15 protein-coding genes are annotated in these 19828 nt (G+C 67.2%); 6 read left to right on the top strand and 9 right to left on the bottom strand.

Annotation, left to right across the window (positions count from 1 at the left end):
• Positions 1 to 217 precede the first annotated feature (217 nt).
• A complete protein-coding gene (locus C8D78_RS01885) occupies positions 218 to 823 on the top strand; it encodes a type II toxin-antitoxin system PemK/MazF family toxin (protein ID WP_208641841.1) in 606 nt (201 codons plus the stop codon).
• A 198-nt stretch (positions 824 to 1021) separates the two neighbouring features.
• On the top strand, positions 1022 to 1282 hold the full coding sequence (rpsT, locus tag C8D78_RS01880) for a 30S ribosomal protein S20 (protein WP_120950174.1): 261 nt from the start codon (positions 1022 to 1024) through the stop codon (positions 1280 to 1282).
• A 127-nt stretch (positions 1283 to 1409) separates the two neighbouring features.
• On the opposite strand, the gene holA is transcribed toward rpsT, so the two are convergent.
• The 9 genes from holA to C8D78_RS01830 form a co-directional block, all read right to left on the bottom strand.
• Entirely contained in the window at positions 1410 to 2426 is a 1017-nt protein-coding gene (gene holA, locus C8D78_RS01875) for a DNA polymerase III subunit delta (protein ID WP_120950173.1), read from the bottom strand.
• Positions 2360 to 3910 (bottom strand): ComEC/Rec2 family competence protein, encoded by a 1551-nt coding sequence (locus tag C8D78_RS01870; RefSeq protein ID WP_167467827.1) that lies wholly within the window; start codon positions 3908 to 3910, stop codon positions 2360 to 2362. Before C8D78_RS01870 ends, holA begins: the two co-directional genes overlap by 67 nt.
• 760 nt (positions 3911 to 4670) lie before the next feature.
• Positions 4671 to 5756, bottom strand: coding sequence for a ComEA family DNA-binding protein (locus C8D78_RS19900; protein ID WP_244208193.1), 1086 nt, complete (start codon positions 5754 to 5756; stop codon positions 4671 to 4673).
• Between the two features lie 750 nt (positions 5757 to 6506).
• A complete protein-coding gene (locus tag C8D78_RS01855; protein WP_120950170.1) occupies positions 6507 to 6692 on the bottom strand; it encodes a hypothetical protein in 186 nt (61 codons plus the stop codon).
• A gap of 93 nt (positions 6693 to 6785) precedes the next feature.
• Positions 6786 to 7904 carry a DegV family protein gene (locus C8D78_RS01850; protein ID WP_244208192.1) on the bottom strand — a complete coding sequence of 373 codons (1119 nt, stop codon included), beginning with the start codon at positions 7902 to 7904 and terminating at the stop codon, positions 6786 to 6788.
• A 121-nt stretch (positions 7905 to 8025) separates the two neighbouring features.
• Entirely contained in the window at positions 8026 to 10557 is a 2532-nt protein-coding gene (gene leuS, locus C8D78_RS01845) for a leucine--tRNA ligase (RefSeq protein ID WP_120950169.1), read from the bottom strand.
• A gap of 551 nt (positions 10558 to 11108) precedes the next feature.
• Positions 11109 to 12623, bottom strand: coding sequence for a glycerol kinase GlpK (gene glpK / locus C8D78_RS01840; protein WP_120950168.1), 1515 nt, complete (start codon positions 12621 to 12623; stop codon positions 11109 to 11111).
• 42 nt (positions 12624 to 12665) lie between these two features.
• Positions 12666 to 13418 (bottom strand): MIP/aquaporin family protein, encoded by a 753-nt coding sequence (locus C8D78_RS01835; protein ID WP_120950649.1) that lies wholly within the window; start codon positions 13416 to 13418, stop codon positions 12666 to 12668.
• A gap of 158 nt (positions 13419 to 13576) precedes the next feature.
• The gene (locus tag C8D78_RS01830; protein ID WP_120950167.1) at positions 13577 to 15361 is read right to left on the bottom strand and encodes a glycerol-3-phosphate dehydrogenase/oxidase; all 1785 of its coding nucleotides are present in this window, start codon (positions 15359 to 15361) and stop codon (positions 13577 to 13579) included.
• Between the two features lie 123 nt (positions 15362 to 15484).
• Here C8D78_RS01830 and C8D78_RS01825 point away from each other — a divergent pair, with 123 nt between their 5' ends.
• The 4 genes from C8D78_RS01825 (at position 15485) to C8D78_RS01810 (ending at position 19436) form a co-directional block, all read left to right on the top strand.
• Positions 15485 to 16447, top strand: coding sequence for a sugar-binding transcriptional regulator (locus tag C8D78_RS01825; protein WP_120950648.1), 963 nt, complete (start codon positions 15485 to 15487; stop codon positions 16445 to 16447).
• Between the two features lie 98 nt (positions 16448 to 16545).
• A complete protein-coding gene (locus C8D78_RS01820) occupies positions 16546 to 17415 on the top strand; it encodes an aldo/keto reductase (RefSeq protein WP_120950166.1) in 870 nt (289 codons plus the stop codon).
• A gap of 12 nt (positions 17416 to 17427) precedes the next feature.
• Entirely contained in the window at positions 17428 to 18354 is a 927-nt protein-coding gene (locus C8D78_RS01815) for an alpha/beta fold hydrolase (RefSeq protein ID WP_120950165.1), read from the top strand.
• A complete protein-coding gene (locus C8D78_RS01810; protein ID WP_120950164.1) occupies positions 18351 to 19436 on the top strand; it encodes a glycosyltransferase family 4 protein in 1086 nt (361 codons plus the stop codon). Before C8D78_RS01815 ends, C8D78_RS01810 begins: the two co-directional genes overlap by 4 nt.
• Positions 19437 to 19828: the final 392 nt, after the last annotated feature.

Here is a 19828-nt window from a genome sequence, read left to right as displayed (position 1 = left end):
CACGTCCGGGAGTGTGGGCCTGCATTCCCGGTTCGCGGTGCGGACTCCGTTTGGTCCCGTGGATTCTTCGATCGATATTCGGCGCGCAGCCCGGCCGCCACGGCCGTCACGGCCCGGCCGCCTGCCACCGTGCTGCCGCCGCCCCGCCGGGGCTTTGCCGCGTCCGGGCCCAGTCCTGGCGGCCTCTCCGCCAAGGGGTTGCCGGTATGGTTTCCCCATGGCTTGGAACTTACGCTCGATCGGCAGCGCCGTCCGCGACGCGCTGCATTTCCTGGATAAACTCGGCGGCTCCGCCCCGGGCACTACCCGCAGACCGGCAGGGAAGCCGGCAGCTAAGCCGGCCGGTAAGCGGCGGCCGGCCCAGTCCCGGCCGGGGTCTCCGGCGCGCGCTGCGGGCGGGGCGCCTGCCGCCGGGCTGACAGGGCGGTACCCTGGCGACTTCCGCGGACGGGCGACCGTGCACTATGCCCCCGCGCCGAACGGCCTGCCCGAGCCCGGCGAGATTGTCTGGACCTGGGTGCCCTATGAAGAGGACTACTCCCAGGGCAAGGACCGCCCGGTACTCCTGGTGGGCGCCAGCGGCCGGTACCTCCTCGGCCTGATGCTGACCAGCAAGGACCACGACGGCGACGCCCGCCGCGCCGACGACTACGTCGACATTGGCACGGGCCCCTGGGACCGTCAGTGGCGGCCCAGTGAGGCGAAGCTGGACCGCGTCCTTCAGATCAACGCGAAGGACATTCGGCGCGAAGGCGCCATCCTGGACTCGGGCCGCTTCAGCGTCGTCGCTTCGGCCCTGCGCCAGCGCCACGGCTGGAGCTGACCGCCGCGTGGCCGGCGCGGCCGCGACTCGCCGGACGCGTCCCCGCGGCGCCATCTCTGCTATTATTGACAGCTGTGTGTCCGTGCAGGTCGACGGCCACAGATGGTTGGCCGCCATAGGTATCCCCACGCCGCTCAGTCAATGGCCAATCTGAAAGCCCTCTAGACCATTTTCCGCATTGAAAAAGAGAGTTCACACGTGGCTAATATCAAGTCCCAGAAGAAGCGCATCCTGACCAACGAAAAGGCTCGCCTGCGCAACAACGCAGTCAAGTCCGAGCTGAAGACTGCCATCCGCGCCGTCAACACCGCCGTTGAGTCCACCGACAAGGATGCTGCATCTGCTGCTCTGCTTGCTGCCAGCCGTAAGCTGGACAAGGCTGTCAGCAAGGGCGTTCTTCACAAGAACAACGCTGCAAACCGCAAGTCGGCGATCTCCAAGAAGGTCAACGCACTCTAAGGTTTTCCAGTTCATCTGAACTGATGATTGTGGCCGGCACCCGATGGGTGCCGGCCACATCCAGTTAAACCGGAACCACTGCGTCGGGAGCCCCGGGCAGCCGGGAACCCCCGGGTCAGACGGGAGCTCAGGAACCGCGGACCGAGGTGGCAATCACGGTTACCGCGTGCTCAACGGCATAGACGGGATCCCGGGACAGGCCCTTGACCTGGGCGTCTGCCTCGGCCGTGACCTGGATGGAGCGGACCAGACCGTCGGGCGTCCACCGCCGCACCTCCCGCTGGGCCTGTTCCACGAGCCAGGGCTGCATCCCCAGTTGTTTGGCAATCTGCGAGGACGACCCTTGCGCGCCGGCCACCTTAGCCAGCGCACGGAGTTTGGAAGCCAGTGCCGCCACGATCGGTACCGGGTCCGCCCCGGTGGCAAGAGCGTGGCGGAGGGTGGAGAGGGCGAGGGGCCCGTTGCCGGCCATGGCGGCGTCGGCGACCTTGAAGGCAGTGGCCTCGACCCGGCCTCCGTAATACCTGTCCACCATGGCGGCATCCACGCCCGTGGTGGCGTCCGCGATCAGCTGGCTGCAGGCGGCAGCCAGTTCAGCCAAGTGGGCACCGACCGCGTTGACCAGGGCATGGACGGCGTCGGGATCGATACGCCGGGAGGCCGTCTTGAATTCTGAAGTGACGAACGCGATCTTTTCGGCGTCTTTCTTCAGCGGTTGGCAGTCAACAACGGGCCAGCCGCCAGCCTTGATGGCATCCAGCAGTTTCTTGCCGCGGACTCCCCCGCCGTGGCGGAGCACCAGCACAGCATCGGGTTCCGGCTGCGCCACATATTTCAGCGCATCGGCGAGGAACGCATCGTTCATCGCCTCGGCTCCCTCAACCTCAATGAGCTTCTGTTCGCCAAACAGCGACGGGCTGACGTTCATGGCCAGGGACCCGGCCGTGTAGCTGCCGGCGTTGAGCCGGGTAACTTCGACGTCTGGCGCCGCCTCGCGGACCTGCGCACGGATGCGGTCCATGGCACGCGAGCCCAGGTAGTCCTCCGGGCCGCCCACCAGCACGACGGCAGCGGGGCTCACGTCGCGCCAGGTGGCGATCTTCGACGCTGAGGTCCTGGGCCGTTGGGTCTGGGCAGCAGCCACTCGTGTTTCCTCCCGGGAATTGGTTTGTGGACTCTAAGCGTCCCACGCCCGGACCGGTGTTCCAAGCTGCGCCGGGCCGCCTGCTGGGCCGCCGCGCGCACTTCGTGGTGCGCAGTCGCGTGGGACCCGAAGTCGAGAACGGCGACGGTCCTTGCGTGTGCCGCCAGGGCCCACCGGGCCACTACGGCCGGGTGCAGTGCAAGCCAGAGGGCTGCCAGCACGGTCCCGGAAAACGCTCCCATAGTTGCGACGCCGAAGGGCCCCTCCGGCCACGGCAGGGCTGCGCCCGGGAGGGCCGCGAAAAAGCGGGCGGTCCCCGCCACGCCACCGGTGAAGACGGCTGCCGCGGCCATCAACAGCTCCGCGGCACCCGGGACCGCGGGCAGGAGTGCGGCCGCCGCCGTCCCGAGGAGAGTCACGGGGGCCACGAGTGCCGCAACGGCCACGTTGGCGGGCAATGCATACAGGCTGAACTGGGGTTGCAGCAGGACGATGGCCGGCGCGCAGAAAAGCTGCGCTGAGAGGGGCACGGCAAGCCCTGCCGCCGCCCAGGGCGGCACACCCGGCGGCAGCCAGTCGATAATGCGGCGTCCGGTGACCACAATTCCCAGTGTGGCCAGGACCGAGAGCAGGAAACCGAAACTAACGGCCAGGGCGGGCTGCGCCAGCAACAGTCCAACGACCGCAACGCACAGCAGGCTGAGCCCGCGCCCTGCCCGGCCAAGGGCGACGGAAGTCAGGCCGATGCCCCCCATGAGTGCCGACCGCAGCACGCTGGGGTCCGGCCCCACCATAAGGACGAACAGCCCAAGTCCCGCTACGCTGCCAGCGGCGGCTGCGGTGCGCGGAACCCGCAGGGTGCGGGCAGCCAGCAGGAGCGCCCCCAGGATCAGGCTGCAGTTCGCGCCGCTGACGGCGGTCAGGTGCGTCATCCCGACCAGTTTCATTACGCCCTCCAAATCCGTGTCCAGGGCGCTGGTGTCACCCGTGACCATTCCGGGCAGGAGACCGCCGACGTCGCCCCCGAACTGTGCCGCGGCGACGGTGAAGGCACTGCGCAGCTCACTGGGGCCCTGCTGCCACGGCCCCGGGCCCCGCAGCACCGTTGGATTGGACGAGGCTGAAAGGATTCCCGCTTCCGGCGCGCCCGGCATTGCCGGCCGGAGCCTGCCCGTCGCGCGGAGGCGTTGGCCCGCGACGGCGTGTTCCCAGGCCGCTCCGCCCATGACGACGAGCCGGGCTTCCCCGGTGACGATTCGGCCGTCGAAAGTCATCTCCTTCAGCGTCGCCGGAGTTGCCCAGCGGTCGGCCAGGCCGCCGGCTCCCGGTGTCTTGAGACGGCGCGGGGCGCCGGCAATCTCCAGTTCCGCGACTACGGCGGCGCGGGCGGCAACCGCCGCGGCGATCGCCCCGTCGTGCCGCCGGGACGCATCCACGGCGGCGTGCGCTCCCGCCGCCACAGACAACATCAGGGCAAGTGCCATCGTGGCGCGAAAGGCCCGCCGGGTGGCCGGCTTTGGAGGGCCGCCACGCGGGGCTGCTCCCCCGCCGGTGGTTGGCCGCCCGGCACTCGCCCGCCCGGGCTTGGCCGACAATCTAAACCTTGCCAGCGTTGTTCCTGTCCGCTCTGTTTTGGCCGACGTTGCATTTTTCCGGGCAGCCAGGCAGAGCACGATTCCGGCGGCCACCGCCATGCTGGTGCAAAGAGCGGCCAATTCTCCTGGGGTCCACCAGTTTCCGGCGACTGCCGTCCCCCAGACCAGAAGCGCGGGCAGCACCAGGCGAAGATCGGTCCGCTGCGTTTGGTCCGTGATGCCCCGACGCGATCCCGGGTCGCGCGCGGGCTGGAACCCCAAATGCCAGACGAGCCGTCCGGCGAGACGACTTGTGAAAGATTCCCCAAGAGGCACGGTTGCATGCGAGGAATAGTGCTGCTCGCGGTGCTGACCCGGCATGGCATCGCCCGGTCGCGGCCTCCGCACTCCGGGCCCGGCCCGGCCGGCTCCGAGAACCCGGTTGGCAGCCTCCTGTTCCTGCTCCTGTTCCTGCCTCTGCTTTTGTTCCTGCTTCGATGTCCCGCCATAGCCAGAGCATTCAGCCTGCGCCGGGAAAAGGACCGCAGAATCGACATAGCGCTGCCAGCGGCTCCGCCGACCTTCCGCAACGTCGGGGTCGCCGGACCCGCTCCCGTTTGGCCCTGCCACGTCCGTGCGTCGTGCGCTCTCGATGCCACGCCGGGCCATGTTAGACACCCACCAGCGGAAGCAGCGCCTCGAGCAACTTCGGACCGATGCCGTCAACGGCGTCGAGCTCCTGCACGGTTTTGAACCGCCCGTGCTGCCGGCGCCAGTCCACGATGCGCTGAGCCAGGACCGGGCCGACGCGCGGAAGCGTCCCTAGTTCCTCGATGCCGGCGGTGTTGAGGTTGATCCTTCCACCACCACCGCCCGGACCGGTGCCACCGGCACCCGCACCCGCACCCGGACCCGGCGAAGCAGTGCCGCCGCCAACCGGGTCGGCTGTATCGGGGTCGCCGCGGGCCGGCACCAGGATCTTCTGGCCGTCCTCCAGCACGGCTGCAAGATTGAGCCTGTCCGGCTCCGCAAGATTCGTGGCTCCCCCGGCCGCTGTGATCGCATCGTGAACCCGGCTGCCAGCGGGCAGCTGAACCACCCCGGGTCTGGCCACAGCGCCGGCAACATGCACCGTGATGCTCCCCGGCCCGTCGCTGGGGACTTGTTCCGGCGGGGTGCTGGTGGCCACGGCCTCCTGGCCAGCTGCCTCGTCAGCAGCCGGCGCCGACTTGCTGAGCGCCACCACCTGAGCACCCCCGGTGGCGACCTGCCACCAGAAGCAGCCGCCCAGCACCAGTGCGAGGATCCCCAACAACGCTGCCGCCCGCACCCCGGTCCGGTACCGCAGACGCGCGGAGACCGGCGCCCGTCCGGCGCTCCGACGCCCGGGCAGTGGACCCGCGGGTCCGGAGTGCGGGGGTAAGGCGTCCCCGGATAGGCGCCAGTCGTAGCCGCCGCCGTCCTCCGCCGGCGGCCCCGGGACGGCGTACGGCCCTGCGAGGGGGAACGGCCCTGCCAGGGAGAACCCCGGCGCCGCGGCGTGAGATTCGAGCAGGTCACGGGGGCGCACCTCAGAACGGCCTGCGTCCCCGGCGTCTGCAACGTCCGCGCCGCCCCCGCCGTCCCCCGCAGCTGCGGCTTTCGCGACCGCTGCGGCACCCGCGGCGTCCACGGCACCTCCAAGAGTCGACTCCAGGCGTTCCCGGGCACCCAAGATCCCCAATGCGGATAGGGCTCCCGGCTTCCGGCGTGACATGGGATCTACTCTAGGCAGGCCTCGACCACGCAGAAATGCCGGGATTCGGGTATGTGGATATACCTGCGTAATTCGCGTAATTTCATGCCACCGGGCAAGTACTCCCTACGCTGGTGGCCTCACGGGACCGGTGATAACGTCAGCAAGCAATCGAGAAGACTTTGCCGGCTGGGGGCAACCCTGATCGCCTGGATTTAACCATCAGGCGTCGAAAGCTGGTGTGCAATGAAGAGCTTGATTGGGCCTGCGGCAGCCGTGGCCCTTTGCGGCGCCATGATGTTCCCCCCGGCCGCGATGGCAGACCCGCTATCGGAGCCGATGCAAGCGACTTCAACCCAAGTCGTCAATTTTTCCGTCGACGGCAGCTTCTGCCCCCAGTACGGCCTTTACGGCATAGCGCACGTGACGGTTGACGGCACGGCGGGGATGACAGCCGATCAGAATTTCATTTGGACCACGAAGACGGCCGCCACATCGATTCGCTCCGTTCCGTCGGCGGGCGCGGTCGCAAACGTGACGGTTGTGTACCACTGCAACGTCCAGGTGTTCTGGTGGGTGGAGCCTGGGAATGCCCGAAGGGTGAGTGCGGCGCTTTGGGTCAACGGTTCTGCCCCCCAGCCCAGCTACACCATCAAGCCGGGGCAGGCGGCGACACCGCCGACATCCCCGCCCATCTCCCAGCCGGCCCCTCAGCCGACGCTCTCGCCCACGCCCGGCCCAACGCCCTAATGCGCAGCTACACGCGGGGATTTACTGCTGGTACGTGATGTAGGCCTCGTACTGCACCCGCCATGTGTCGGGGACCTTAGGATCCGGCACGGTGGTGGTCAGGAACTGGACGCTGGTCACCTGGCCTTTGAGGTACTTCAGCCATTTGGTCACCTCTTCCGCAACGTCGCGGTCCAACTGGGCTACGTGGTGCACCTGCATTGCCATGGCGGCCTCCGGTACGGTGTGGTTCGGTCCAGTGACTGTACCGCCAGCGCCCTGTCCCGGCCAGCCCTTCGCGCGTCGGGGAGGTCTCCCGGGCTAGTCTCCCGCCCGGGCCGTTGCGCGGCCAGCCCCGCCCTTCCGCCTGCTGCCCCGGTCCTCGCCGACAGTGGTGGTGGCGCCGCCGGCAGGAGTGGCGCCGTCCGCCCCGCCGTGGCCGGAAGTAGTGGCGCCATCCGCGCCTCCGGGGGTACTGCCCTCCCCCACGATCACCGCCAGCACGCCGAGCCCCGCATGGGCGGCCAGAACCGCCGGGAGGGAAGTAATCTGCGCCGGCGGGCACGCCGGCAACGCTGCCGCCAGGCGCCTCGCAAGCTCTTGGGCCTCGGACTGGTTGCCGAAGTGATGCACTGCAAGCCGCGCCCGGCCGGCGGGACGTGCCGAAGCGTCGGCGCTGACAATTTCTTCCAGCCTTGCAATCGCCTTCGCCGCAGACCGGACCTTTTCCAGCGGGATGATCCGGCCGTCCTCGACGGCCAGGATGGGTTTGATGGAGAACATGGTTCCCCACAATGAGGCAGCCGCCCCAATCCGGCCACCCCGCCGCAGCTGCTCCAGGCTCGGAACGTAGAAGTACACCTTGGTGCGGGCCAACCTGTCCTGCGCGAAGGACTTCACCTCGGCCGCGGTCCGCCCGTCGGCGGCCGCGACAACCGCGCCCTGCACGCCCATCCCCAGAGCCATGCCGACGGTCCTCGAGTCGAGAACCTCAACCGGGATGTCGACGCGTTCGGCTGCCAGGCGCGCGGCGTCGGCTGTTCCGGACAGCGCGCCGGAGATATGAATCGAGACCACGGACCGGAAGCCACGCTCGCTGGCCGTGCGGTACGCGTGTTCAAATTGCCCGGGTGAGGGGCGCGAGGTCTTGACGGGCTTGCCGCTGGCAAGCGCGAGGGCGATCATCTCGGTGATGTCGTCATCCCCCTCACCGTAGATATCTCCACCCGCCATCACGGGCATTGGAACCACAGTGAGCGCACCGTCGGCGCTGAACTCCCTAACCCAGTCGGCGGGCAGCGCGGCCGCAGAGTCCGTGACCACCGCGACCTGCACGGCTGCGGGCACGGGCTCCGGGACAACCTCCGCGTGGGGGCCCTGCCGAAGTCGGACCAGCCGCTCGCGCAGCCACGGCCAGCCTGGCGGTTCGCGGTCTGGCACGGGGAACCTCCTGCTGTCGGGACGCATGGACAAATCGCCTGCCTGCAGAGTCCCTGCAGGTGACGATGTGACACTGGCCGCCGGCAAATGCCGGCGGCCAGTGCCACGCTGGTTCGTCCGGCTAGGCCGGGACGATATTGACCAGTTTAGGCGCCCGCACGATTACCGTGCGCAGGGCGCGGCCGTCCAGGGCCCGCTGGACGTTCTCCGAGGCCAGCGCCAGTTCGCGCAGTTCGTCCTCGGAAATGTCCGGCGAAACCTCGAGGCGGTCGCGCACCTTGCCCTGCACCTGGACAACGGCGGTGACGGTGTCCTGCACCAGCAGCGCGTCGTCATGAGTGGGCCAGCCGGCGTTGGCCACCGACGCCGGGTGCCCGAGGACGTTCCACAGGTCCTCGGCCGTGTAGGGCGCAAAGAGGCTCAGGATGACGGCAACGGTTTCGACAGCTTCGCGGACCGCGGGATCGGCGCCGCCGGCCCCGCCGGCTGCGTCAATGCTCTTGCGGGTCGCGTTGACCAGTTCCATCAGCTTCGCCACAACCACGTTGAACTTGTTGTGGTCCAGCAGCGTCTGGGCGTCGGCGATGGTGCGGTGGGTGACGGTGCGCAGGGCCCGGTCACCGGTGGCGAAGTCGACGCCGGGTTGGCTCGTGACGTCTTGGCCGAGCCGCCAGGCGCGGGCCAGGAACTTCGCGGAGCCCGACGGCGATACGTCCGCCCAGTCGACGTCGTCCTCCGGCGGGGAGGCAAAGATCATGGTCAGGCGAACGGCGTCTACGCCGTACTTGTCCAGCTGCTCGCCGAGGTCCACGCCGTTGCCCAAGGACTTGCTCATGGCCTTGCCGCCGTTGAGCACCTGGCCCTGGTTCAGCAGTGCCCGGAAGGGCTCGTCGGCGTCGATCAGGCCGAGGTCGTGAATGACCTTGGTGAAGAACCGTGCGTAGAGCAGGTGCAAGATTGCGTGCTCGACGCCACCGACGTACTGCCCAACAGGCATCCAGTCGTTGATCTTGGCCGGGTCGAACGGCCCCTCGGTGTACTGCGGGGAGACGAAGCGCAGGAAGTACCAGGACGAGTCTACGAACGTGTCCATGGTGTCCGTGTCGCGCTTGGCCGGGCCGTGGCAGGCGGGGCATTCGACGTTGACCCACGCCCCGACGGCAGCCAGCGGGGACGTGCCCTTCGGGGACAGGTCCTCGCCGCGCAGGTCCGCGGGCAGGGTTACGGGCAGCTGTTCGTCCGGGACCGGGACCTCGCCGCAGGCCGGGCAGTGGATGATGGGGATCGGGGTGCCCCAGAACCGCTGCCGGCTCAGCAGCCAGTCGCGCAGGCGGAAGTTCACGAACTTCTCACCTGTGCCGAGCTCACGCAGGATCTCGATGGCGGCCGGGATGGCCTCGGCCTTCGGCAGCCCGTCCAGTGCGCCGGAGTTGATGAGGGTGCCCTCGCCGGTGGTGGCAGTGCCGGTCACCGCCGGATCGTCCTCGCCGGTGTCCAGAACGGCCCGGACGGGCAGGTCGAAGGTCTTGGCGAAGTCGAGGTCGCGCTGGTCGTGGGCCGGGACAGCCATGATGGCGCCGGTGCCGTAGTCGGCCAGGACATAGTCGGCGGCCCAGACGGGCAGCTTCTCGCCATTGAGCGGGTTGGTCGCGTAACGGCCGGTGAAGACGCCGGTCTTCTCGCGCTCGGTGGACTGGCGCTCGATCTCCGACAGTGCCTTGACCTGTTCGCGGTAGGCGTCCAGGGCCGCGGCGTGCTCGTCGGTGACGAGTTCGACGGCGAGCGGCGCGTCGGCGGCGACGACGAAGAACGTGGCACCGTAGAGGGTGTCCGGGCGCGTGGTGAAGACCGTGACTTCCTTGGCGGGCTTGCCGGCGTCGGCTTCAATCACGAAGTTGACGTGGGCGCCCTCGGAGCGGCCGATCCAGTTCTTCTGCATGGCCAGGACTCGCTCGGGCCAGTGCCCGCGCAGTTCGTCCATGTCATCGAGCAACCGGTCAGCGTAGTCGGTGATCTTGAAGTACCACTGGTTCAGCGACTTCTTGGTGACGGGCGTGCCACACCGCTCGCAGGCACCGTTGACCACTTGCTCGTTGGCCAGCACGGTCTGGTCCTTGGGGCACCAGTTGACCGGAGAATTCTTGCGGTAGGCCAGTCCACGCTCATAGAAGCGCTTGAACAGCCACTGGGTCCAGCGGTAGTACTCGGGGTCCGAGGTGTGCAGCCTGCGGGACCAGTCAGCCGAGATGGCATAGCGCTTGAACGACGCAGCCTGGGTGTCGATGTTGGCGTACGTCCACTCGCTGGGGTGCGCGTTGCGCTTGATCGCGGCGTTCTCCGCGGGAAGGCCAAAGGAGTCCCAGCCGATCGGGTGCAACACGTCGTAACCCTGCTGGCGCAGGTACCGCGCCACAACGTCGCCCATCGCGAACGCCTCGGCGTGGCCCATGTGAAGGTCGCCCGAGGGGTAAGGGAACATGTCCAGCACGTAGCGGCGTTCCTTGGAACCGTCGTCGAGCGGCGTGAAGACCTTCAGGTCGTCCCAGACCTGCGGCCACTTGGCTTCCATGGCAGCGAAGCTGTAGGCGCCTTCCTCGGGCCCCTCCGCCGCGGCTGCTGGTGATCCGGTCTGTGTTTCCGGCTGAACGCTCACTACTGGCCTCTTCTGTTCTATGCGGCCTGTTAAGTCAAGCCTGTCTACCTTCAGGCCTGCCTGCCGCCAGGCCTGTCTACCTTCAAGTCTGCACCGTCAGGGCCGGTTGATCGGCCCTGACTCCGCGCAGTCCTTACGCTTTTCGACTGCTGTGCTGTCTGCCCTGCGGCCGGGAACGGACCCCGGACACACAAAAGCCCCTCGAGATGGAGGGGCCGCCGCTCGGCATTTCGAGATCTCTTGTGGCTTGAGGTCTCGACCGGATGCCGGCGGCTAACTAAGCAGGAGCACAGCGCGCATAGGACCACTTTAGCCCCTTGGGCTGGTTCGCGCTGAACCGACTGCCCGGGGGCGCCAGGGTTTCGCGGTGCCGTCGAACGGGAGCCGATTTTGCGGGACGCCGTGGTCAAGGCCCGGAGCGGCGTGAGCATGACGCTGGAACGCTGGCCGGGGACAAGGAAGAGCTCCGGCCGGTGACCTGACCGGAGCTCTTCCTTGTCCCATCTGGGCTTCGCCCGCCTGGCGGGCTCAGCTTGGGTTGTAGTTGGCGCCTACTTGACGTCCGCGTCAACCCAGTCCATGGATTTGGTGACGGCCTTCTTCCAGAGCCGCATCTGCCGCTCCCGCTCGGCCTGGTCCATTTGCGGCTCCCAGCGCTTGTCCTCGGCCCAGTTGGCCGAGCACTCGCCCAGATCCTTCCAGAACCCGACGGCCAGGCCCGCGGCGTAGGCTGCGCCCAGCGCCGTGGTCTCGACCACCTTCGGACGGATAACCGGCACGCCGAGGATGTCCGCCTGGAACTGCATGAGGGCGTCGTTGGCGACCATGCCGCCGTCGACCTTGAGCTCCGTCAGCGGCACGCCTGAGTCGGCGTTGACCGCGTCCAGGACCTCACGGGTCTGGAAAGCCGTGGCCTCCAGTGCCGCGCGAGCAATATGCGCCCTGTTCACATAACGAGTGAGGCCCACGATGGCGCCGCGGGCATCAGAACGCCAGTACGGCGCGAAGAGGCCGGAGAACGCCGGCACAATGTACACGCCGCCGTTGTCCTCCACCGAGGCGGCCAGGCTCTCGACCTCCGGAGCGCTGCCGATCATTCCGAGGTTGTCCCGCAGCCACTGGATCAGCGACCCCGTCACGGCAATGGAGCCCTCCAGCGCATAGTGCGGCGCCGCGTCGCCTAGCTTGTAACCAACCGTGGTCAGGAGCCCGTTCTTGGAGTGGACGATTTCCTCTCCCGTGTTGAAGATTAGGAAGCAGCCCGTGCCGTAGGTGTTCTTGGCTTCCCCGGCATCGAACGCGGCCTGGCCGAACGTGGCGGCCTGCTGGTCGCCCAGGATGCCGGCCACGGGAACCTCGCGCAGCAGCTGGGAGGTGTGCACCGTGCCATAGACCTCGGAGGAGGACTTGATGGCCGGCATCATGGAAGCCGGGACGCCGAAAGCGTCCAGGATTTCCTGGTCCCAGGACAGCGTCTCGAGGTCCATGAACATGGTCCGCGAGGCGTTGGTCACGTCGGTAACGTGAACGCCACCGTCGGTTCCGCCGGTCAGGTTCCAGAGCACCCAGCAGTCCGTGTTGCCGAACACCAGGTCGCCGGCTTCCGCTTTGGCCCGGGCGCCCTCGACATTGTCCAGGATCCACTTGATCTTGGTGCCCGAGAAATAGGTCGCCAGCGGCAGGCCCACTTTCTGCTTGAAACGTTCCGGTCCCCCGTCCTTGGCCAACTCGTCCACGATCGGCTGGGTGCGGGTGTCTTGCCACACGATGGCGTTGTACACGGCCTCGCCGGTGTTCTTGTCCCACACCACCGCCGTTTCGCGCTGGTTGGTGATGCCGACGGCGGCGATGTCGTGACGGGTCAGGTTCGCCTTGGACAGGGCCGAGCCGATCACTTCGCGGGTGTTGTTCCAGATCTCTGCGGGATTGTGCTCCACCCAGCCGGCCTGGGGGAAGATCTGCTCATGCTCCATCTGGCCCGAGGAGACGATGCTGCCGCTGTGGTCGAAGACGATGGCACGGGTGCTCGTGGTGCCCTGATCAATGGCGACTACGTACTGGTTCATATTGACGTCCTTGTCTGTTTAGCGTGGCAGTTGAACTGGGGTTTAGAGAGGGAGTACGGGGGCGATGATCGGCACGACAGCCGCGACGATGCCGGCGAGGCCGCCACCGATCAGCGGACCGACGACCGGGATCCAGGAGTAACTCCAGTCGGAGGAACCCTTGCCCTTGATGGGGAGCAGGGCGTGCGCGACACGGGGGCCGAGGTCACGGGCCGGGTTGATGGCGTAGCCGGTAGGGCCGCCGAGGGAAACACCGATGCCGACAACCAGCAGTGCGACAGCCAGCGGGCCAAGTCCGGAAGGTGTCCCGCCGAAGGTCAGGATGACGAACACGAGGACAAAGGTGCCGATGATCTCGGTGGTCAGGTTCCAAACGCTGGAGCGGATGGCAGGGCCGGTAGAGAAGACGGCCAGCTGGCTGGCGGGTTCCTGCTCGAGGTCAAAGTGCTGCCGGTAGGCCAGCCACATCACCACGGCACCCAGGAAGGCGCCGAGCAGTTCACCGCCGAAGTAGGTCAGGGTGGATGCGAAGTCGACCGGAACGCCTGGAGCGTACAGCTTCTTGCCGTTGAGCAGCAGACCGAAAGTGACCGCGGGGTTCAAGTGAGCCCCTGACCGGGCGGCAACATACACACCGCAGAAGACGGCAATGCCCCACCCCCAGGTGACCATGAGGAACCCGCCGTTGTTGCCCTTGGTGCTTCGGAGCGCAACGTTGGCCACAACGCCGCAACCCAGCAGGGTCAGCATTGCGGTTCCGAATACTTCGGACAGGAAAACTATTCCAAGAGACATCTTTGACTCCTCTATTTTCTGTTGTCGGCCCTTCGCGAGTTTGAGTGGCCGTGGGGCCGGCAGCATGTTGGTGCTGCCGGCCAGCCACTGCGCCAGCCGCCGGGGCGGGCCGCGCAGTGCTTGCACCCGGGCTTCCCTGCCCGGGCACGCAAGTCATATCAGGCGACCAGGCTGTGGACCTGGACGCCGTGGAACCTCTGAAGCACCTCCTGTGCGTGGCTGATCTCCGTGGCGCGGCGGGCCGCGTCCCAACCGAGCGGGCCGGAAAGGATGTCGGCGACTTCGTTCAGCAGCTCTCCGGTGACCAGCCCCCGGAAGGCAAGGGAGGTGCGGCGGATCAGAACGTCCACAAGGTGCCCGATCTGCTCGTTGGCCGCCATGAACTCCAGTTCCCGTGTGCTGAGCTCGCGCGTGGAGTGCAGCAGCCGGTCCGGCTTGGCGGCATTGGCACGGTCCAGGAACCGGATGACCTCCTCGGCCCGCGTCCCGTAGCGGGTCAGCAGACCCGTAACCCGGGCGGCGTCGCGGCCTGCGGACATGTGAGCCTTGATCCAGCGCTGGACGCCGTCCTCGCTGTCCGGGAAGCCGGCGCCTCCGCCGATGGCGAGCTTCGACGTCGAGAGCTTCCGTTCCATGCCGAGTTCGGCCAGGACGTCGTTGCTCAGGTGCTCGGCGAGGGCACGGAACGTGGTCCATTTGCCGCCCACGAGGCTCAGGACCGCCCCGCCGGCCGCCGCGCGGCGTTCGATCCTGTAGTCACGGCTGACGAAACCGGGCTGGGTGGCGTCGTGCTTCGGAAGCGGGCGCACGCCGGAGAACGTGTAGACGATCTGCCCGCGATCCACGGCGATGTCCGGGAACACGTGGCCGATCAGGTCGAAGAAGTAGTCGATTTCCGCCTCGGTGCAGACGGCATCCTGGGCCATGTCGGCGTCGACGTCGGTGGTGCCGACCAGGACGCGGTCCCCCATCGGGTAGATCAGCACGATCCGGCCGTCCGTGTGCTCGAAAAAGATTTCGCGGCCGTTGCACGCCGCGAGCAGCTCGGGATGGTCCAGCACAATGTGCGATCCCTTGGTCCCGCCCATGAAGGACGACGCCGCCCCCATGGCCTCGTTGGTCAGGTCGACCCAGGCGCCCGTGGTGTTCACGATGATGTCGGCGGTGAAATCAAACACCTCGCCCGTCAGCTCGTCGCGCAGCTGGACGGTGGTGCCGGCCGGGGGCCCCGCGACGCCCGCGCTGTCCGCGGCGCCCACCGAGACGAGCGAGACATAGTTGCTGGCCCGTGCCAGGTGGCTGTCCGCACCGCCGGCCTTCTCGCCGTCCTGGAGCACATCGAGGGTGAGCCGCTCGGGGTTGTGGACCGAGGCGTCGAAGTAGGTGGCCGCGTATTTGATTCCCGGGTGGAGGCGCGGCAGTTCGGCAAGCGCCCGCTTGCGTCCGCGGAACTGGTGGCGCGGGACCGTGCCGCCGTCGCGGGAGAAGAAGTCGTACATGCTGAGGCCGAGCTTGATAAGGAAAGCTCCGCGCTCGGTGTGCTTGCCCTGCTTGTGCGTCAGGAAGCGCATGGGTGCCGCCAGGACTCCGGAGAACGTGCTGAAGATGGGAATGGTGGTCTGCAGCGGCTTGACATAGTGCGGTGCAATCCGCAGGAGTCTGTTCCGTTCGACCACGGACTCCTGGACAAGCCGGAACTCACCGTTTTCGAGGTACCGGATCCCGCCGTGGATCATGTGGGACGATGCGCCGCTGGCGCCCTGGCAGTAGTCCCCGCGCTCCACGAGCGCCACGTCGACGCCCTGCAGGGCCAGATCACGGAAGGTGCCCACCCCGTTAATGCCGCCTCCGATGATCAAGACCTGCGCGTGCCGCCGGGTCCGCAGCTTTTGCACCGAGGCCCGATCGTTGGCCGGTGTGCGGGCTGAGTCCTTCTGTCCCAAAACTGCTCCCTTGGGTTTGGTTCTGTGCGGCACGCCCAAGGCGCGGCGCCGTTCAAGACTATTCTTTGGAGTAATGGAAAATGGAGTCAAGCACTATGCACAAACGTGCAGACGGGAAATTTCATGACACCTCCACGCCAGTCCGATGCCCTCCGCGCTGCGCAACTGTATTACCTCCAGGACCTGACCATGGACGCCATCGCCCGTGAGCTCCGGACATCCCGCTCCACGGTGTCGCGGCTGCTTTCTGCGGCGCGCGATTCGGGTCTGGTGCAGATCCAGATCCGCAGCCCCCTGGACACCGGGCCCGAACTTGAGAGCATGATCCGGGCTGAATACAAGGTGGATGTGCACGTCGTTCCGGTGGTCGACACCCTCAATGAAGCGGAAACACTGGACCGGGTGGCCATGCAGGCTGCCCGGACCATCGGCCCGCTGGTGGACTCGAACGCCATCATCGGCGTCGCCTGGGGCTCGACCCTGAGCGCCGTGAGCCGGCACCTGACCCGAAAGATCACCCACGACAGCGTGATCGTCCAGCTCAACGGTGCCGGGAACATGCAGACCACCGGCATCACCTATGCCTCGGACATCATGCGGCGGTTCGGGAGCGCCTACGGGGCCCGGGTTGAACAGTTCCCCGTGCCGGCCTTCTTTGATCACGCCGAAACCAAAACGGCCATGTGGAATGAGCGCAGTGTTCAGCGCATCCTGGACCTGCAGGCCCGGATGAGCATCGCGATCTTTGGTGTCGGATCGGTCGACGCCGACTACCCCAGCCATGTTTACGCCGGCGGGTACCTCGATGAGGACGACCTGGCCGTCCTCGCGAATTCCGATGTGGTGGGTGACGTCGCCACGGTGTTCTTCCGTGCCGACGGCTCCTCGGAAGGCATCACGCTCAACGAGCGGTCCACCGGGCCGGACCTCGCCCAGCTTCGTCAGGTGCGGCGCCGCATCTGCGTCGTGTCCGGCGCGTCCAAGATCAATGGGCTCAGGGGCGCGCTGGCGGCAGGGCTGGCCACGGACCTGATCCTCGACGAAGCCAGCGCACGCAGGCTGGTCCGGTTCGACGGGCTGGCGTGACGGCCGCGGGGCGGGGCGGCCCCGGGCGGGCCGGCCCCGGGCGGGGGACGCCAGTCGCCGTCCGCCACAAGGGAGCACCAGTGGGTAAAGTCAGTGTCATGAGAATCTCCCCCCGGCTGACCCTGAACAACGGCGTACTGATCGACCGGCTGGGGTTCGGACTGTACAAGGTCCCTCCGGCCGACGCCGCCGATCTGGTGACCACGGCCATCGAGGCCGGCTACCGCCACTTCGACACGGCCGCCATGTACGGCAACGAAACAGGCGTCGGCAAGGGCATCGGCGCCCTGTCCGGGTTTGAGGGCACGGGCGGCGGGCCGGGGGAAACCGCACCCTATGTGTCCCGTCAGGACCTCTTCATCACCACCAAGGTCTGGAATGACGACCACGGCTACGACGCCACGATGCGGGCGTTCGACACTTCGATCTCCAACCTGGGCCTGGAGTACATCGATCTTTACCTGATCCATTGGCCGTGCGCCCGGCGCGGCCTCTTTCCCGACACCTACCGCGCCCTGGAGACGCTGTACCGCGAAGGCAAGGTCCGCGCCATCGGCGTCTCGAACTTCCAGCCGGAACACCTTGACCGGCTCCTGCAAACGGCGGAGGTTGTGCCTGCCGTCAATCAGATTGAACTGCATCCCTGGCTGCAGCAGGACGAGCTGCGGGAAAAGCACGGGCTCCTTGGCATCCGCACCGAGGCGTGGAGTCCCTTGGGCCGCGGCCAGGTCCTGAAGGACCCGGTAATCCTGGCCCTCGCCGCCGAACACGACCGCACGCCAGCGCAGATCATCCTCCGCTGGCATCTGCAGCTCGGCAACATCGCCATCCCGAAGGCCAGCTCGTTCGCGCGTATCCATGAAAACCGTGATGTGTTCGACTTTGAGCTCACCCCGCTGGACATGACGGAGATCGCAGGCCTTGAGCGCGGCTTCCGGACCGGCTCCCACCCCGACAACGTCGCATAGGATTTCGAACCAATGGAACAAGTGGACACCGGATCCTCACGCACGCCCCTGTTCAGCAACGCACTCGCCGCCCGTACCCGGGCTGCCTACGCGGACGTTGACGGCACCCGCATCGCCTATTGGGTCTACGAACCGGTCCAGACCACACCGGAGACCCGGACCATCCTGGTGGTCCATGGGTTCCGCGGTGACCACCACGGCCTGCTCCGGGTCGCCGATCAGCTCACGGACATGCGTCTAATCATGCCGGACCTGCCGGGCTTCGGCGGTTCGGCCGCCTTCGCGGACACCGAACACAGCGTCGCGGCCTACGGCGGGTTCCTCAGCGGGTTCATGGCAGCACTGGGCCTGGGGGCGGACACCGTCCTGCTGGGACATTCGTTCGGTTCGATTATCGCCAGTCATTTTGTGGCGGCCAACCCGGGTGCCGTGGCTGAACTGATCCTGGTCAATCCCATCGCCGCGCCCGCCCTCGAGGGAGCCAAGGGCCTGATGACCAAGCTTGCGGTGTTCTACTACGAGGCCGCGGCGCGTCTGCCCCAGCGGCTGGGCCTGGGCCTGCTGCGCAGCCAGGCGATTGTGCGGGTCATGAGCGTGACCATGGCCAAGACCCCGGACAAAGACCTCCGTCGGTTTGTGCATGCCCAGCACAGTTCCTATTTTTCCGCCTTCGCTGACCGGGACAGCCTGCTTCAAGCCTTCAAGGCCTCGGTTGGCAACAATGTCTCGGAGGTGGCAGGCCAGCTGACGCTGCCTGTTCTGCTAATCGCCGGGGAAAAGGACGAGATCGCCATGCTGGCGGACCAGCACACACTCGTGGCGCGGCTTCCTGACGGGACGCTGGAAGTCATTCCCGGCGTCGGGCACTTGATCCACTACGAAACTCCCGAACCCGCCGCCCTTTACATCCGACGCTTCCTCAAGGACCACGCCGCATGAAGATTCTCATCGACGCCCGCTTCACCCGGCTGGATCACCACGACGGCATCAGCCGCTACGGCGCCAGCCTGATCGCGGCGGCCGCCAAGATCGCCGATGTCTCGATGCTGATCAGCGACCCCCGCCAGCTCGCGCTCCTGCCGGACGTTCCGTACACCGTGATCAACAGCCCGCTGTCCCCTGCCGAGCTCTTCGTGGCCGCAAGGGTCAACAAGCTGGGCGCCGACGTGGTGGTATGCCCCATGCAGACCATGGGCAGCTGGGGCCGGAAGTACGCTCTGGTCCTGACGCTGCACGATCTGATCTACTACGAGCACCCCGCGCCTCCCGGGTTCCTGCCGGCACCCGTCCGGGTCCTGTGGCGCCTCTACCACAAGGCCTTCTGGCCCCAGCGGATCCTGCTGAACCGGGCGGACATCGTGGCTACCATCAGTTCCACCACGGCGGCCCTGATCTCCAAGTACCGGCTGACCCGACGCCCCGTCAGGATTGTCGGCAACGCCCCCCAGCACGGTCACACACCGCGCGACCCCGGGGCGGGGGCCGACAAGACGCTGCTCTACATGGGGTCCTTCATGCCCTACAAGAACGTGGAGACGATGATCCGCGGCATGGCGGAACTGCCGGACATGACCCTCCACCTGCTGAGCCGGATCACCCCGGAGCGGAGGGCCGAACTCGAGGCCCTGGCCCCGCTGGGCGCAAACATCGTCTTTCACAACGGCGTGACCGACGCCGAATACGAGACGCTCCTGGCACGCACCACCGCCCTGATCAGCCTCTCCCGGGCCGAGGGCTACGGGCTGCCGCTGGTCGAGGCGATGTCGCACGGCACGCCCGTGATCGCCAGCGACATACCGATCTTCAGGGAAGTCGGCGATGACGCCGTCAGCTACGTGCATCCGGACTCGCCGTCGGAGTTTGCCGAGGCAGTACGCAAACTCGAGGATCCTGATCTGTGGAAGGCCCGGTCACGCCGTTCCGTGGAGCGGGCCGCCGACTTCAGCTGGGACGAGTCGGCGCGTCGGCTCGTGGCCGTCGCCGAGGAAGCCGCCGCGCTCCGTGCAAGGAACAAGAAGTAGTTCACGGCCGTTCATAGCCGGAACGGCTTCCAGTGGCCGGCGCGATCCACTCCGCGCCGGCCACGCAGCGGGAACGGGATGCCGGGGGGGGCCAGGAGCCGCCGAGGGCCGCAACACCGGACCGGCCGGCACCCATGTGCCACAGATGGCCGCAATACGAGCCTCATTCCGGCCATCTTCGGCGAATGGCCGGCCGGACACTTCTGCCACATAGGGCCGCAGTTCAGGAGGCGTCGAGCACCTATTCGCCACGAACGCCCGCGATTCAGGAGTCGCCGAGCAGCCATTTGCCACAGATGGCCGCAATACGAAATCTCATACCGGCCATCTTCGGCGAATCTTCGGCGAATGGCCGCCGGACACCCATCTGCCACGAAGGCCCGCAGGACACG

Origin of the sequence: Arthrobacter oryzae, assembly GCF_003634095.1 — a bacterium.
Lineage (GTDB): Bacteria > Actinomycetota > Actinomycetes > Actinomycetales > Micrococcaceae > Arthrobacter > Arthrobacter oryzae.
The sequence above is the reverse complement of the archived record's forward strand: the minus strand, read 5'-3'. Positions and strand labels throughout refer to the sequence as shown.